Origin of the sequence: Nocardioides perillae, assembly GCF_013409425.1 — a bacterium.
Classification (GTDB): Bacteria; Actinomycetota; Actinomycetes; order Propionibacteriales; family Nocardioidaceae; genus Nocardioides; species Nocardioides perillae.
Genome location: NZ_JACCAC010000001.1, coordinates 463,111 through 478,435, shown reverse-complemented (window position 1 = coordinate 478,435; position 15,325 = coordinate 463,111). Strand labels below are relative to the sequence as shown.

14 protein-coding genes are annotated in these 15,325 nt (G+C 74.2%); 7 read left to right on the top strand and 7 right to left on the bottom strand.

The window, feature by feature from the left end; genetic code table 11:
- The first annotated feature begins 56 nt into the window (after positions 1–56).
- Both BJ989_RS02255 and BJ989_RS02250 read left to right on the top strand, forming a co-directional pair.
- Positions 57–2,348, top strand: a complete 2,292-nt coding sequence (locus tag BJ989_RS02255) for a transglycosylase domain-containing protein (protein WP_179516829.1) — start codon at positions 57–59, stop codon at positions 2,346–2,348.
- A 4-nt stretch (positions 2,349–2,352) separates the two neighbouring features.
- Positions 2,353–3,774: a glycosyltransferase 87 family protein gene (locus BJ989_RS02250; RefSeq protein ID WP_179516828.1), complete on the top strand. Its 1,422-nt coding sequence runs from the start codon at positions 2,353–2,355 to the stop codon at positions 3,772–3,774.
- Here BJ989_RS02250 and BJ989_RS02245 read toward each other — a convergent pair.
- From BJ989_RS02245 to BJ989_RS02230, 4 genes are all read right to left on the bottom strand, one after another.
- A complete protein-coding gene (locus tag BJ989_RS02245; RefSeq protein WP_179516827.1) occupies positions 3,735–4,850 on the bottom strand; it encodes an alanine racemase in 1,116 nt (371 codons plus the stop codon). The two genes, BJ989_RS02250 and BJ989_RS02245, sit on opposite strands and share 40 nt — an antisense overlap.
- On the bottom strand, positions 4,847–5,995 hold the full coding sequence (locus tag BJ989_RS02240) for a lipid II:glycine glycyltransferase FemX (RefSeq protein ID WP_343049016.1): 1,149 nt from the start codon (positions 5,993–5,995) through the stop codon (positions 4,847–4,849). Before BJ989_RS02240 ends, BJ989_RS02245 begins: the two co-directional genes overlap by 4 nt.
- A 98-nt stretch (positions 5,996–6,093) precedes the next feature.
- Positions 6,094–7,263 carry a galactokinase gene (gene galK / locus BJ989_RS02235; protein ID WP_179516826.1) on the bottom strand — a complete coding sequence of 390 codons (1,170 nt, stop codon included), beginning with the start codon at positions 7,261–7,263 and terminating at the stop codon, positions 6,094–6,096.
- On the bottom strand, positions 7,260–8,078 hold the full coding sequence (locus BJ989_RS02230) for a deoxyribonuclease IV (protein WP_179516825.1): 819 nt from the start codon (positions 8,076–8,078) through the stop codon (positions 7,260–7,262). The genes galK and BJ989_RS02230 overlap by 4 nt, the downstream gene beginning before the upstream one ends.
- 193 nt (positions 8,079–8,271) lie before the next feature.
- On the opposite strand from BJ989_RS02230, the gene rpsF reads away from it, so the two are divergent.
- The 4 genes from rpsF to rplI all read left to right on the top strand — a co-directional run bounded on the left by rpsF (position 8,272) and on the right by rplI (position 10,025).
- Positions 8,272–8,562 (top strand): 30S ribosomal protein S6, encoded by a 291-nt coding sequence (rpsF, locus tag BJ989_RS02225; RefSeq protein ID WP_179516824.1) that lies wholly within the window; start codon positions 8,272–8,274, stop codon positions 8,560–8,562.
- A 98-nt stretch (positions 8,563–8,660) separates the two neighbouring features.
- Positions 8,661–9,227, top strand: coding sequence for a single-stranded DNA-binding protein (locus tag BJ989_RS02220; protein WP_179516823.1), 567 nt, complete (start codon positions 8,661–8,663; stop codon positions 9,225–9,227).
- Positions 9,228–9,327: 100 nt separating this feature from the next.
- Entirely contained in the window at positions 9,328–9,564 is a 237-nt protein-coding gene (rpsR, locus tag BJ989_RS02215) for a 30S ribosomal protein S18 (RefSeq protein WP_154612378.1), read from the top strand.
- Between the two features lie 14 nt (positions 9,565–9,578).
- Positions 9,579–10,025, top strand: a complete 447-nt coding sequence (rplI, locus tag BJ989_RS02210) for a 50S ribosomal protein L9 (RefSeq protein ID WP_179516822.1) — start codon at positions 9,579–9,581, stop codon at positions 10,023–10,025.
- A gap of 111 nt (positions 10,026–10,136) precedes the next feature.
- Here rplI and BJ989_RS02205 read toward each other — a convergent pair whose 3' ends face one another.
- The 3 genes from BJ989_RS02205 to BJ989_RS02195 are packed head-to-tail and all read right to left on the bottom strand — an operon-like array spanning position 10,137 to position 13,373.
- Positions 10,137–11,375 carry a hypothetical protein gene (locus tag BJ989_RS02205; protein ID WP_179516821.1) on the bottom strand — a complete coding sequence of 413 codons (1,239 nt, stop codon included), beginning with the start codon at positions 11,373–11,375 and terminating at the stop codon, positions 10,137–10,139.
- Between the two features lie 58 nt (positions 11,376–11,433).
- A complete protein-coding gene (locus tag BJ989_RS02200) occupies positions 11,434–12,000 on the bottom strand; it encodes a hypothetical protein (RefSeq protein WP_179516820.1) in 567 nt (188 codons plus the stop codon).
- Entirely contained in the window at positions 11,997–13,373 is a 1,377-nt protein-coding gene (locus tag BJ989_RS02195) for an MATE family efflux transporter (RefSeq protein ID WP_179516819.1), read from the bottom strand. The genes BJ989_RS02200 and BJ989_RS02195 overlap by 4 nt, the downstream gene beginning before the upstream one ends.
- Before the next feature lie 534 nt (positions 13,374–13,907).
- Between BJ989_RS02195 and dnaB the strand changes: the two genes are divergently transcribed.
- On the top strand, positions 13,908–15,317 hold the full coding sequence (gene dnaB / locus BJ989_RS02190) for a replicative DNA helicase (protein ID WP_179516818.1): 1,410 nt from the start codon (positions 13,908–13,910) through the stop codon (positions 15,315–15,317).
- Positions 15,318–15,325: the final 8 nt, after the last annotated feature.

The window sequence follows — 15,325 nt, the reverse complement described above, 5'->3', positions numbered from 1 at the left end:
GCCGCCCGGGGCGAGCCCAGAGACCCTGCCTCGGACCGATCCGGAGATCCAGCGAAGTGAGTGGAAAGCGCCGCGCCGACGGCCCCGCCTCGACCAAGCGCCCCCAGCCCGGGCCGAAGCGCACCCGCAAGCAGCGCCTGCAGCGCGCGGCCGCCTTCGGCGGCATCGGCTTCCTCGTCCTGACCCTGCTGGGCGCGGCGACCTTCGTCGTGCTCTACCAGGCGATCGAGATCCCCGACCCCAACGAGGACTTCCAGACCCAGACCACCTTCGTCTACTACGCCGACGGCGAGCGCGAGCTCGGCCAGTTCGCCGAGCAGAACCGCGACTCCATCCCGCTCAGCGAGATGCCGCAGAACATCCAGGACGCCGTGGTCGCCGCGGAGAACCAGACCTTCTGGACCGACCAGGGCATCGACCCGAAGGGCATCGTGCGCGCGGCGTTCAACAACGCCCAGGGCGGCGCGGTCCAGGGTGCGTCGACCATCACCCAGCAGTACGTCAAGATCCTCTACCTCACCCAGGAGCGGGCGCTCAAGCGCAAGATCAAGGAGGCCTTCCTCTCGCTGAAGGTCCAGCGCCAGCAGAGCAAGCGCGAGATCCTCGAGGGCTACCTCAACACCATCTACTTCGGCCGCGGCGCCTACGGCATCCAGGCCGCCTCCGAGGCGTTCTTCGACGTCGAGGCGAAGGACCTCAACCTGCGCCAGGCCGCGGTGCTCGCCAGCGTGCTGAACAACCCCAGCGCGCTCGACCCCGCCAACGGCGAGGACGCGCGCGAGCGACTGCGCGGGCGCTACGAGTACGTCCTGACCCAGATGGCCGAGACGGAGGCCATCGACGAGCAGCGCGCCGAGCGCGCGATGCAGCGGCTGCCGAAGTTCCCCGAGATCGAGGCCGACAACCAGTACGGCGGGCAGCGCGGCCACGTGCTCACCATGGTCAAGGACGAGCTGCTGCGCCTCGGCTTCCAGGAGGAGGAGATCGAGGGCGGCGGCCTGCGCGTCACCACCACCTTCACCCGCCAGGCGATGGACGCGGCGCGCGAGGGCGTCGAGGCCCAGCGCCCCGAGGGCTTCGGACCCCAGCAGCTGCACGTCGGCGTCGCGAGCGTCGAGCCCGGCACGGGTGCCGTGCGCGGCATCTACGGCGGCCAGGACTACCTGCAGTCGCAGATCAACTGGGCGGTCGCGGGCGGCCAGGCCGGCTCGACGTTCAAGCCGTTCGCGGTCGCGGCGGCGCTGGAGCAGGGCTTCAGCCTGCGCGACACCTTCGAGGGCAACAGCCCGCTCGTGCTGCCCGACGGCACCGACGTCGAGAACCAGGGCGACAGCGACTACGGCCGCGTCGACATGCTCACCGCGACCGAGAACTCCATCAACACCGCCTTCATCGACATGACCCTCGGCATGGAGGAGGGCCCCGAGTCGATCATCGAGACCGCCGTCAAGATGGGCATCCCGCCGGCCGAGCCCCGCTTCGCGAAGGCCCCCGGCTTCCCCAACCGCACCCCCGGCCTCGAGCCCGTGCTCGGCGTCTCGCTCGGCTCGCAGACGGTGAGCCCGGTCAACATGGCGGCGGGCTACGCCACCATCGCCGCCGGCGGTCGCGCCGCGGCGCCGTACGTCATCGAGAAGGTCGTCGACGAGAGCGGCGAGACCCGCTACCAGCACCGCGACGAGTCCGAGCGCGCGATCAGCGAGGACATCGCGGCCGACGTCTCCTACGCCATGGAGCAGGTCGTGCAGTCCGGCTCCGGCACCGCGGCGCTCGGCCTCGGTCGCCCGGCCGCCGGCAAGACCGGCACCGCGACCAAGACCGGCGGCGCCGTGTCGTCGTCGTGGTTCGCCGGCTTCACCCCGCAGCTCGCCACCGCGGTCATGTACGTCCGCGGCGACGGCACCGGGCAGCTCGACGGATGGCTGCCGGAGTTCTTCGGCGGGTCCTACCCCGCGCGCACGTGGACCGACGTGATGACCCGGGCGCTCGAGGGCGAGGAGGTCCTCGAGCTGGCCGAGCCGGCCTTCGTCGACGGCGACGCCCCGAGCGACGGCTACGAGCCGGTGCCCACCGAGGCCCCCGAGCCCGAGCCGGCCCCGCAGCCCACCCGCACCCGCGAGCCGCAGCCGGAGCCGAGCGAGGAGCCGACGCCGACCCAGGAGCCGACCCCGACGCCGACTCCGGAGCCCGAGCCGACGGACTGCTCGCTCATCGGCGGCTGCGAGACGGAGGAGCCGCAGGAACCGACGCCCACCCCGACGCCGGAGCCCCAGCCGACGAGCTCCTCGCCGTCGCCGACCGCCGGCAGTCGCCCGTCCACGCGCCCGAGCCCGACCGGCAGGCCGTGACGGCGTGACCCGCGCGGGGGCGTCGGCCGAGCCCCACGTGCACCCCACCCGCGACGACGCGGTGCTGGCGGGCTGGTCGGCCTCGGTCGGCGGTCCCGTCGGCACCCGCGCCGGTCGACACCCGTGGTGGAGCCCGGTGCGGGTGCTGCTCGCCCTCACCGCCGTCGTGCTCGCGGTCGGCATGCTGCAGAAGGCGCCCTGCTGGGAGGACTCCTGGACCGAGGAGTCGTACGCCGCGATGTGCTACTCCGACCTGCCCTACCTCTACACCGGCCGCGGGTTCGCCGAGCTGGCGTGGCCGTGGACCGACGACGCCGTCGTGCGCGAGCGCTACGAGGTCATGGAGTACCCCGTCGGCATCGGGTACGCCGCGTGGGCCGCCGCCGCGGTCACCCACCTGGTCACCGGCCGCCCCGACCTCGACGCCCGCGCCGCGGTGGCCCCGGCGTACGCCGAGGTGCTCGCCGAGGTGCGCGCCTTCGTGGTGGTCCACGCCCTGCTCTTCGCGGTGTGCGCGCTGCTCGCCACCTGGTTCCTCGCGCGCGTCCACCGCCGACGGCCGTGGGACGCGGCCGGCTTCGCGGCGGCCCCGACGCTCGCGCTGACGGGGCTGGTGAACTGGGACCTGCTCGCGGTCGTGCTCGTCGCGGCGGCGCTGTGGGCGTGGGCGCGCGGGCGACCCGTGCTGACGGGGGTGCTCGTGGGGCTCGGGACCGCGACCAAGCTCTACCCGCTCTTCCTGCTCGGCGGGGTGCTGGTGCTCTGCTGGCGCCGCCGTCGCTGGCGCGAGCTCGCGGTCGTGGTCGGCGCGGCGACCGCGGCCTGGGTGGTGGCCAACCTCCCGGCCTACCTGAGCGGGCCGGCGCAGTGGCAGGTCTTCTGGAGCTTCAACGCCGACCGCGGCCCCGACCTCGGGTCCCTGTGGCTGGTGGTGGCGCAGGCGGGCGACCTCGCGATCAGCCCGTCGGTGCTCAACGACGTCTCGACGGCCGGCTTCGGCCTGTGGTGCCTCGGGGTGCTGGTGCTCGGCCTGCGCGCACCGCTCGACCCCCGGCTGGCGCAGCTCGGCTTCCTCGTGGTGGCCGGCTTCCTGCTGGTCAACAAGGTCTACTCCCCGCAGTACGTCCTGTGGTTGCTGCCGCTCGCCGTGCTCGCGCGACCGCGGTGGCGCGACCTGCTGGTGTGGCAGGCGGGCGAGGTCTTCTACTTCGCGATGGTGTGGTGGTACCTCGGCGGCGTGCTCGAGCCGGGCGGCGGCGGGGACGCCGGGGCCTACTGGGTGGCGATCGTCGTGCGGGTGCTGGCGCAGCTGTGGCTGGTCGGCGTCGTGACGCGCGACGTGCTGCGGCCCGCGCACGACCCCGTGGTGGAGGAGCGGTCAGGACCTCAGCTGACGACGACCCGGTCGAACGTCGTCGTCGTGTAGCGCACCCGCACCGGCACCTTCTCCCCGACCTCGGGCACCCGTGCGCCCGCGGGCAGGAAGAGCATCGAGGCCTGCATGTGGGGCGGCTCGGCGAAGAGCCGCTGCTTGCCGTCGGTGGAGAAGGGGGACCGCACGAAGCCCACGGCGTCGAGGCCGCCGCGCGCCAGGGCTGCCGCCCGCGCCTTGACCGACGACTCGCCGGTCGGCGCCTCGAGGCCGATGCCGTGGGCGGTGCCACCGGAGACGATGAGCAGGTGCCCGGCCTTCGGGGCGGTGCGCGAGCGGTAGCCGAAGGCGTCGCCGCGCTCGACGGGGTGCGCGTCGAGCACCGTGGAGGTGACGCTCAGCGCGCTGCGGTCGCCGAGCCACAGCGACGTGCCGACGCGCGGGCGCCAGGTGTAGTCGGCGTACTGCGTGCGCAGCGTCGCGAGCTCGTGGTGCGTCAGGTGGCTGGCCCACACCGTGGTGGTGGGCAGGCCGGCGGCGACGACGTCGGTCATCAGCCGCTGCACCTCGCCCAGGTGCGACCCCTGCTCGAGGGGCAGGTGGAAGGCGACGCCCTCCAGACCGCGTCCGCCGCGGGCCGCGGGGCGGCGCAGCAGGTCGGCGGCCCGCCACAGGTCACGGGCGTCCATGCCGTGGCGCAGCATCGAGGTGCGGCGCTCGAGCACGTAGCGCGCGTCGGGGTCCTGGGCGAGCAGCGCCTCGAGGTCGTCGAGGCGGCTGACGGTGTGCACGACGCGCGGGTCGCGGGTCTCGGCGGCCGTGCCGAAGGGGCGCCACGGGGTGAGCACCAGCAGCGAGCCGCCGAAGCGGGTGCGCACGTGCGCGAGCTCGTCGTAGGTGCCGACGGCGATGGTGTCGACCGGCGTGCGCCCCGCGCCGGGACCGTCGGGGTCGGCCTCGCGCGCCGTGGCGGCGCGGTCGTCGAGCCACTGCGCCTTGCGGGCGAGCCGGCCCAGCCCGAAGCCGTAGCCGTTGCCCTTGCACACCGGCACCAGGCCCGGCACCTCGGCGGCGGTGCGCTCCAGGTGGGCGCGCCAGCGGGGACCGTCGACGGTCAGGTCGAGGCTCACGAGGACCCCCCGCGCCGACGCAGGTACGCCGCGAACGCGGCGTACAGCGGGCGGTTGACCGGCAGGTCCCACTCGCCGGCGAGCTCGACGGCCTCGCCGCCGGTGCCGACCTTGAAGCGGATCAGCCCGACGTGGGGGTCGTCGCCGTCGAGCGTCTCGGTGATGCCGCGCAGGTCGTAGACGGCCGCTCCGGCGGCGAGCGCGTCGCGCACCATCGCCCACTGGACGGCGTTGGAGCCGCGCACGTCGCGCTTCTCGGTGGAGGAGGCGCCGTAGGAGTACCACGCGTGCTCGCCGACCCGGATCGCGATGGTGGCGGCGACGAGGTCGCCCTCGTGGTGGGCGAGGTGGAGGCGGAAGCGGTCGGGCTCCTCGGCGCCGAGCGCGGCCTGCATCTTCTGGAAGTACGACAGCGGGCGCGGCGTGAAGCCGTCGCGCTCGGCGGTGTGGACGTAGAGCGCGTGGAAGGCCGCCAGGTCGGCGGGGCCGCCGAGCGTGACCTCGACACCGGCCTTGTCGGCCTTCTTGATGTTGCGCCGCCACTGCTGGTTCATGCCCTTGAGCAGGTCGTCCTCGCTGCGGGGCTCGCCTGCGGCGTCGCGGAGCGGGAGCTGGAAGACGAACTGCGGCTGGCCGGCCGCGAAGCCGCCGGCGACCGACTGCGGGCGCCACCCGAGCTCGTGCAGCTGGCTGACGACGCGGGCGCCGACCTGCGACCGCTCGGTCGGCGGGACCTCGGAGAGCAGCCGCACACCCTCGTCGGCGATGCCGTCCTTGACCGCGGCGGTGTCCCAGCGGCGCACGACGACGGGCGGGCCGATGCGCACGCCGAAGGCGCCCTGCCCGCGCAGGTGGGCCACCATCGGGTCGAGCCAGGCGGCGAGGTCGGCGCTCTCCCAGTCGACGAGCGGGCCCTCGGGCAGGTAGGCGAGGTAGCGCGTGAGCCGGGGCAGCTGGCGGTAGAGCACGAGCGCGGCGCCGACGAGCTCGTCGCGGTCGTCGAACCAGCCGATCGACTCGCGGCGCCACTCGGTCTTGACCTGCCCCCAGGCGGGCGTCTGCAGGAAGCTGGCCGAGGGCCGGCTGCGCACGAAGGCGAGGTGGTCGGCCTCGGTCACCGGGCGCACGTGCAGGGGGGTGGTCACCCGGGCGAGGCTACCCGTGGCCGGGGTCGCCGCCGGACGGTCGGGGTGGGCCGCCGCCAGGGGCTCACGTGTCGCCCACCGGTCGGCGGCTCGGTCGCTCACCCGTCGCGGCGGGCGCCGTCGGCGGGGCGCACGACGTGCACCTCGGGCGTGGGGTGGCCGGCGCCCGCGGTGGCGGCGCCGAGCGCGGGCGCGAGGGCGGGCAGCCGGTCGAGCGGCACGAGCGCGACGACGGATCCGCCGAAGCCGCCGCCGGTCATCCGGGCGCCCAGGGCGCCCACCTCGAGGAGGGTGTCGACGACGAGGTCGACCTCCGGCACGGAGCTCTCGAAGTCGTCGCGCAGGCTCAGGTGCGACGCGGTGAGCTCCGGTCCGACGGCCGCGACGGCCTCCCGGCGACCGTCGCGCAACAGGTCGACCACCGCGCGCACGCGGGCGTCCTCGGTGACCACGTGGCGGGCGCGGCGCAGCAGCACCTCGCCGTCGTCGAGACCGACGAGGGCCTCGGCCGCCGCGGGCAGGCCGTCGACGTCGAGGTCGCGCAGGGCCGCGAGGCCGAGTGCCTGCGCCGCGCGGGCGCACTGCTCGCGGCGCTCGGCGTAGGCGCCGTCGGTGAGCCGGTGCGGTGCCCGGCTGTCGACGACCACCAGGGCGGCGCCCGCGGCGTCGAAGGGCGCCGGCACGGGGTCGACCTCGCCCGACCGGGCGTCGAAGAGCAGCAGGTGGTCGGTGCGGCCGTGGAGGATCGCGGACTGGTCGAGGGTGCCGGTGGGGGCGCCGACGTAGTCGTTCTCGACCCGGCGCACCACCTCGACGAGCGCGTCGCGGTCGGGGTCGTCGACGCCGGCGAGGCCGCAGAGCGCGAGCGCCACCGCGCACTGCAGCGCGTGGGAGGAGGAGAGGCCGGCCCCGAGCGGCACGTCACCGCTCACGCGCAGCTCGGCGGACGGCACCGGCCGCCCGCCCAGCAGGTCGCTGTGCTCGAGCGCCCACGCCGTGCCCGCGACGTAGGCCCCCCAGCCGGCGACCTCGCCCGGTGCGCCGGGCAGGGCGACCTCGAGGTCGTCGTGACCGGCCGACGAGGCGCGCAGCACGCGCTCGCCGGTCTCGACCGCGTGGGCGTGCACGGTGGTGCGGAAGGGCAGCGCGCAGGGCAGCGCGAGGCCGTCGTTGTAGTCGGTGTGGTCGCCGACGAGGTTGACCCGACCGGGCGCCGACCAGGTGCCGGAGGCGGTGCCTGCCGAGGGGGCGGAGGGGGTCGCGGTCACAGCCGGCTCCGCAGGGCCTCCATGTCGGCGCGGTGCTCCTCCGCGCCGCCGGGGGTCTCGAGCACCACCGGTGCCCCGGCCGCGCGGACCAGGTCGGCGAGGACGTCGGCGCCGATGCGACCCGCCCCGACGGAGGCGTGGCGGTCGGCGCCGGAGTCGAAGTCGTCGCGGCTGTCGTTGCAGTGCAGCAGGTCGATGCGACCGGTGATCGCCCGCACCCGCTCGACCACCTGGTCGAGCTCGATGCCGCCGGCGTGGGCGTGGCAGGTGTCGAGGCAGAAGCCGACGCGGTCGGCCTGCTCGCAGCCGGCGATCGCCTCCCACACCTCGGCCAGGCGGTCGAGGCGTCGCGCCATCGCGCCCTCGCCGCCGGCGGTGTTCTCGAGGAGCAGCGGGACCTTCAGGTCGGTCGCGTCCACCGCCTTGCGCCAGTTGTCGACGCCGACCGCGGGGTCGACGTCCTTGCCGACGTGGCCGCCGTGCACCACCACGCCGAGCGCACCGAGCTCGGCCGCGGCGTCGACGTGCTGCTGCAGCAGCTTGCGGCTGGGGATGCGCACCCGGTTGTTGGTGGTCGCGACGTTGATGACGTAGGGGGCGTGGACGTAGATGCCGACACCTGCCTCCTCCGCGGCCGCGCGCAGGCCCGCGAGGCCGCCGTCGTGGCGCAGGGCGGGGCCCTTGTAGGACTGCGGGTCGCCGAGGAAGACCTGCACGTGGGCGGCCCCGCGCGCGAGCGCCTCGCCGACGGGGTCCTCCTGGGCGACGTGGGCCCCGAGTGCCGGGAGCGGTGCGGGTGTCGGTGCGGCAGCCATGCGTCCGAGACTGCCACCCGGCGCCGACAACGATTTCCGGGGGGTCCGGCTGCGCTGCTAGCCTGGCCCGTCGTCTCCGAGCGCCCGCCGAACGGGAGTGCCAGGGACGACCCGGCACCCGTGCCGGACCGAAGCAGACCCTCCTGCCACGGAGAGACCGTGGCCGCCGAGTCCAGAGGAGGTGGGCCACGCCGTGCGTGCCTACGAAGTCATGGTCATCCTCGACCCGAGCCTCGACGAGCGCACCATCGCGCCGTCGCTCGACAAGTACCTCAACGTCATCCGCACCGACGGTGGCACCGTCGAGGAGGTCGAGGTCTGGGGCCGTCGTCGTCTCGCCTACGAGATCAAGAAGAACGCCGAGGGCATCTACGCCATCGTGCGCCTGAGCGCCGAGCCGGCCACGGTCAAGGAGTTCGACCGCCAGCTCACGCTCAACGAGTCGATCCTGCGCACCAAGGTGCTCCGCCCCGAGCTCCACTGAGCCTGGGGACGACCGGTCGCGGATGTCGGCGCCAACGGCGACGATGAGCGCGACCACGCAGGACCCAGACCAGCGAGACCACCCCTAGGAGCCACCCCATGGCAGGCGAGACCGTCATCACCGTCGTCGGCAACCTCGTGGACGACCCGGAGCTGCGCTTCACCCCCTCGGGTGCGGCCGTGGCGAACTTCCGGATCGCCTCGACGCCGCGCACCTTCGACCGCCAGAGCAACGAGTGGAAGGACGGCGAGGCCCTCTTCCTGTCGTGCTCGGTGTGGCGCCAGGCCGCGGAGAACGTCGCGGAGTCGCTGCAGCGCGGCATGCGCGTCGTCGTCCAGGGCCGCTTGAAGTCCCGCAGCTACGAGACCCGCGAGGGCGAGAAGCGCACGGTCTTCGAGATCGAGGTCGAGGAGGTCGGTCCCTCGCTGAAGTACGCCACCGCCAAGGTCACCCGTGCCAGCCGGCAGGGTGGCGGGGGCGGCGGCTACGGCGGCGGCCAGGGCGGCCAGGGCGGCGGCCAGCAGGGCGGCTACGGCGGCGGGCAGCAGTCCGGCGGCGACAACGACCCGTGGGCCACCCCCGCTCCGCCCTCGGGCGGTGGCGGCGCGCCGAGCAACGACCCCTGGGGTGCCCCGGGCGTCGGCTCGGACGAGCCGCCCTTCTGATCGTCCGGTCCGCCGGGTCCCGGCGGACCGCAGCACCACCCACCACCCATCCCCTGAACCATTCCGGCGCTCGCCGGGCTTCGAGAGAGGAAGCACCACAATGGCCAAGGCAGTGATGCGCAAGCCGAAGAAGAAGGTTTGCCAGTTCTGCAAGGAGAAGGCGACCGGTGTCGACTACAAGGACACCACCCTGCTCCGCAAGTTCATCTCCGACCGCGGCAAGATCCGCGCGCGTCGCGTGACCGGCAACTGCGTGCAGCACCAGCGCGACGTCGCGACCGCGGTCAAAAACGCCCGCGAGGTCGCCCTGCTGCCCTACACCTCCACCGGTCGCTGAGGAAGGCGGGAGACATGAAGCTCATCCTGACCCAGGAGGTCACCGGCCTCGGTGCCCCCGGCGACGTGGTCGAGGTCAAGGACGGCTACGGCCGCAACTACCTCGTCCCCCGCGGTCTCGCGACCCGCTGGACCCGCGGCGGCCAGAAGACCGTCGACTCGATCAAGGCTGCGCGCTCCTCGCGGGCGGTCCGCGACCTCGGCCACGCAGAGCAGCTCCAGGGCGCGCTGCAGGGCCAGACCGTCAACGTGACCGTGCGCGCCGGCCAGGGCGGTCGCCTCTTCGGCTCGGTGTCGGTCGCCGACATCGCCGAGGCGATCACCGCGACGACCGGTGCGTCGGTCGACAAGCGCACGATCGTGGTCGACCAGCCCATCCGCTCGCTCGGCGCCCACCAGGTGGTCGTCAAGCTGCACGAGGACGTCTCCGCCACCGTGGCGCTCAACGTCGTCCCCGGCTGAGCCACCCAGCACAGCAGCGAGGCCCGCTCCCCGTCGGGGGGCGGGCCTCGCTGCGTGTCCAGGACGAGGAGCCTGGTCAGGTGCCGGGCCAGGCAGCAGGTCGGCGCTCGGTCAGCGCAGGACCAGCCCGTCGACGCGCACCGGCTTGCCCGAGCTGGTGACCTGCACCTGCACGGTGCCGGTGGTGCGCGCCCGGAAGGGGCCGCGCACCTGGAACTGCGCGAGGTCCTGCGCCTCGGCCGCGGTGCTGCTGAGGTCGTAGGTGGTCCAGCGGGCCCGCCCGACGCGGACCCGCACCTTGCCGGCGCCGGGGCCGGTGCGCGCGATGAGGCGCAGCTCGCCCAGGCGGCGCGCGGGCACGGTCAGCAGTGCACCGCGGGTGGTGGTCTCGAGGTAGGACCCGCCGACGGCGGCCGGGTCTCGGCGCACCTTCCAGCGTGCGCGCTGGGCGCGGGTGCCGAGCAGGTCGTGGGCCGACCAGAAGGCGGTCTCGAGGTCGCCCGAGCCGACGTTGCCCGCCGGGTCGACCAGCGCGGCCCGGAAGGTGTGGGCGCCGGGTCGCAGGGGCCCGAAGGTGTTGCGGCCCGCGGCGCAGGGCACGGACCGGTCGTCGAGCAGGCAGGTGAAGGTGGCGCCGGTCTCGTTGGCGCGCAGCGTCAGCGCGAGCACCTGCGAGGGGAGCACCGGCTCGTCGGGGGTGAAGGCGTCGACCGGGGCGCCGAAGAGCAGGCCGACGGGCGCGCGGGTGTCGATGCGCCACGACGTGGTGGCGGGGGTGGCGTCGAAGTCGGCCACGGCCTCGGCGGGGTAGGCCGGCTGGCCGAGGGGCGCGAGCGGCCCGCCCGCGGGGTAGAGCGTGCCGTCGGGGTCGGTGCTGAGCGGGGTCGTGTCGTGGTCGTCGGAGTCGAGCGCACGCACGGAGAAGGCGTAGCTGCCCGCCGGGCTGTCCGCCAGGCCGGTGTAGGTGCGCGGGCTGGTGCAGGCCTGCCAGCCGTGGGCCTGGCTCGGGCCGGTCAGGCGGCACTGGAAGGTGACGACGCCCTGGTCGGTCTCGTCCCGGGTGCTGACGATGTCGGAGCCGAACGTCAGGGTGACGTCGGGGGTGCGCAGCCAGCCCGCGGCGTTGGGGGCGGGCGCGACGGGCTGCAGGGTGGTCTGCGGCGGCGTGACGTCGTCGCAGCGACCGGTCTCGACGCCGAGGAACACCTCGGGTGTCTCGTCGGTGCACTCCTGCGCGGCCTGCGCCGGTGCGGCGATCGCGAGGGCGGGCAGCAGGCCGCCGAGCACGACGAGCCCGGTGGCGGCCGCGGCGCGGCGGACGGACGTACGGCGGGTGGTGGTCGTGCGCATGCGTGTGTGCTCCCCGGGTGTCGACGACCGGGTGCCCGAGGCCCGGATCGTGCTGAGGCTACGACGAAGCAGGCGCTTCCGGGCCGGAACCGGGCATCTGGACGGCCCGGCCGCGGCGCGGCGGGGCCCAGGGCCGCCGGTGGTAGGCGAAGAGCAGGACGACGACCAGCAGCCAGGTCAGCTGGAGCACGAAGCCGAGGTCGCCCGGCACCGCGCGGTCCGTGGCCAGGAACGGGACCGGGGCCAGGGCGAGGATGAGCAGGACGGTGCCGGTGATGCGCAGCCACGCGGCGCTGCGCAGGTCACCCGCGTCGCCGGCGGTCGCGGCGAGGGCACGGCAGAGCACCCAGGCGAAGGCGAGGTCGGGCACGAGCAGGAAGGCCCACTCGAGGGAGGCGTCGGCGTCGGCGACGGCTGCGCGGGCCGCGGGCAGGTAGGTGGCCGTCGCGGCGACGGCGGCGACGGCACCCACCGCCAGCGGGGCGCCGCGCCGACGCTCGGGCAGGAGCGCCACGGCGAGCAGGACCAGCACCCAGCCGACGGGGTCCGGCAGCGTGTCGTAGGCGGTGGTGCTGTCGAGCACGACCAGCAGCAGGCCGACGGCGATCTGCTGCAGGGGGGTCACGCGGTGATGGTAGGGCCGGTGACCAGCCAGGCGTCGCCGCGGGCTCGGCGCAGCAGCACGACGGCGCGCGCCCCCATGAAGACGCCCACCAGGGCGACCCACACCCCGACCAGGCCGCCACCCGCGGCCGCGACGAGCAGCACGACGGGCGCGTGCAGCACCAGGGTGACGACGCCGCCCCAGGCGAGGTAGCGGCCGTCGCCGGCGCCGATCAGCACCCCGTCGAGCACGAAGACGACGCCGGCGAGGGGCTGACCGAGCGCGGCGACGAGGAGCAGCGGCCACAGCAGGTCGTGGACGGCCTCGTCGGGGGAGAAGACGGGGCCGAGGACGGGCGCGGCCGCGGCCAGGGCGACCGCGGTGACGGCGCCGCTGGCCAGGCCCCAGCGCACCATCCGCGCGGTGGTGGCGCGGGTGCCGGCGACGTCGCCGGCGCCGAGGGAGCGGCCGGTGAGGGCTTGGGCCGCGATGGCGACGGCGTCGAGCACGAAGGCCAGGAAGCTCCACAGCGTGAGCGCGAGCTGGTGCGCGGCGATCCCGGGCGCGCCGTCGCCGGGGCCCGAGGTGGCCGCGAGTGTCGCGGCGTACGTCGTGACGAGCAGGGCCGCGCGCAAGGTGAGGGTCCGCACCACCAGCGGCACGCCTGCGCGGCCGGCGGCGCGGATGCCGCGGCGGTCGGGGGTGAGCGGGGCACCGGCGCGGCGGGCGCCGCGCACGACCACGACCGTCACGGCGAGGGCCATGGCGACCTGGGCGAGGACGCTGCCGACCGCGGAGCCCGCGATGCCGAGCGCGGGGAGCGGGCCGAGGCCGAAGACGAGCAGCGCGTTGAGCACGACGTTGAGGGCGTTGCCGCCCACGGCGACCACCAGCGGGGTGCGCGTGTCCTGCAGACCGCGCAGCACGCCGGTGGCGGCGAGGAGCACCAGCAGCGGGACCGTGCCGAGCCACGCGATGCGCAGGTAGGTGACGGCCTCGGCGGCGACCGCCTCGCCCGGGTCGAAGGCGGCGACCAAGGGACCGGTGAGCGGGATGCCGACGGCCGTCACGAGGGTGCCGACCAGGACGGCGAGCCACAGGCCGTCGACGCCCAGGGCGAGGGCGCCGCGGGTGTCCCCGGCGCCCAGCCGGCGCGCCACCGCGGCCGTCGTGCCGTAGGCGAGGAAGACGCACAGGCCGACCACGGTCTGCAGCACGGCGGCGGCGATGCCGAGGCCGGCGAGCTCGGTGGTGCCGACCCGCCCGAGGAACGCCGCGTCGGCGAGGAGGAAGAGCGGCTCGGCGACGAGGGCGAGGAAGGCCGGCACCGCGAGCCGCACGATCTCGCGGTCCTGAGCGCGGCGCTCGGCCCGGGTGGCGGCGGGGGTGGGCACCGCCGGGAGTCTAGACCCGGGTAAGGACCACTCGGCCACGTGGGGGTGACTCGAGGCCTACCCTTTGACAGCGGCGCGACCTGTGGGTAATGCGGGTCCGGCTGTGGATGTCGATGCTGACGCGCCGTGTCGACAAAGCCACCACAGGGCCGCTGGGTCGCCGGCCAACACGGTGACGACTCGCCCGGACTTTCTCCTCGTGCACAGGTGGGGAGGAGCATTTCCCCAGGTCACAGCCCATTTCTCGACATTGGACTCCCGGTCGTCCACAACGTGCTCCCCAGGCTGTGCACACCCCGGTGGCGTGTCGTCCACGGGTGCGGGGAGTTCTCCACAGGGGGCTGTGGACAAGGTGCTGTCCGGGCGCCTGCCGGGCGACGTACGGTCGCTCGTCCGCGTGGGGCGGACGGTGGCACCGGTGCCCGTGCCGGCCCTGGGGTCGGCCTCGGTGCCGGGCCGGGTGTCGGTGGCGCGTCCTAGCGTCAGAGGCGTCGTCGGGACGGGCCCTGAGCGGGTCCGGCAGGAGGGAGCGCGATGAGCTCGACCGGGTTGTTCGACACCGAGCCGCCGGCGGAGTGGGACGACGGGCCGGCGACGTTCGCGCCCGGCGAGGCCCCGCGCAGCGGGCCCGGCGACCGCACCCCGCCGCAGGACATGGCGGCGGAGCAATCGGTCCTCGGCTCGATGCTGATCTCGAAGGACGCGATCGCCGAGGTCTCCGAGGTGCTGCGCGGCACCGACTTCTACCGTCCGGCCCACGAGCTGGTCCACGACGCGATCGTCGACCTCTACGGCCGCAGCGAGCCGGCCGACCCGATCACGGTCGCCGCCGAGCTGCAGCGGCGCGGCGAGCTGCAGCGCGTCGGCGGCGCGCCCTACCTCCACACCCTGTCGGCCAACGTGCCGATCGCCGCCAACGCGGGCTACTACGCCGAGATCGTGCGTGAGAAGGCGATCCTGCGCCGCCTCGTCGAGGCCGGCACCAAGATCGTGCAGATGGGCTACGCCGGCGAGGGCGTCGTCGACGACGTCGTCGACGAGGCGCAGGCCGAGGTCTACAAGATCACCGAGAAGCGCTCCAGCGAGGACTACGCCCCGCTGAGCGACATCATGGAGGGCGTCCTCGACGAGATCGAGGCCATCGGCAACCGCGAGGCCGGGCTCTACGGCGTGCCCACCGGCTTCGCCGACCTCGACGACCTCACCAACGGCCTGCACTCCGGCCAGATGATCATCGTCGCGGCGCGCCCTGCCATGGGCAAGTCGACGCTGGCCCTCGACTTCTGCCGCGCCGCGTCGATCCACCACAACATGACCAGCGTCTTCTTCTCGCTGGAGATGAACCGCTCCGAGATCCTCATGCGCCTGCTCTCGGCCGAGGCGAAGGTGCCGCTCAACCACATCCGCACCGGGCAGATGAACGACGACGACTGGGCCAAGCTCGCGCGCAAGATGGGCGAGGTCTCCTCGGCGCCGATGTTCATCGACGACAGCCCCAACATGACGATGATGGAGATCCGCGCGAAGGCGCGGCGGCTCAAGCAGAAGCACGACCTCAAGCTGATCGTCATCGACTACATGCAGCTGATGAGCTCGGGCAAGAAGGTCGAGTCGCGTCAGCTCGAGGTCTCGGAGTTCTCGCGCAACATCAAGCTCCTCGCCAAGGAGCTCGAATTGCCCGTCATCGCGTTGAGCCAGCTGAACCGTGGCCCCGAGCAGCGCGGCGACAAGCGCCCGATGATGAGCGACCTGCGCGAGTCCGGGTCCCTGGAGCAGGACGCGGACATGGTGATCCTGCTGCACCGCGACGACGTCTACGAGAAGGAGTCGACGCGGCCGGGCGAGGCCGACCTGATCGTGGCGAAGCATCGCAACGGACCTACTCGAGACATCGTCGTGGCCTTCCAGGGCCACTACAGCCGCTTCGTCGACATGGCGCACTGACGAGGCCG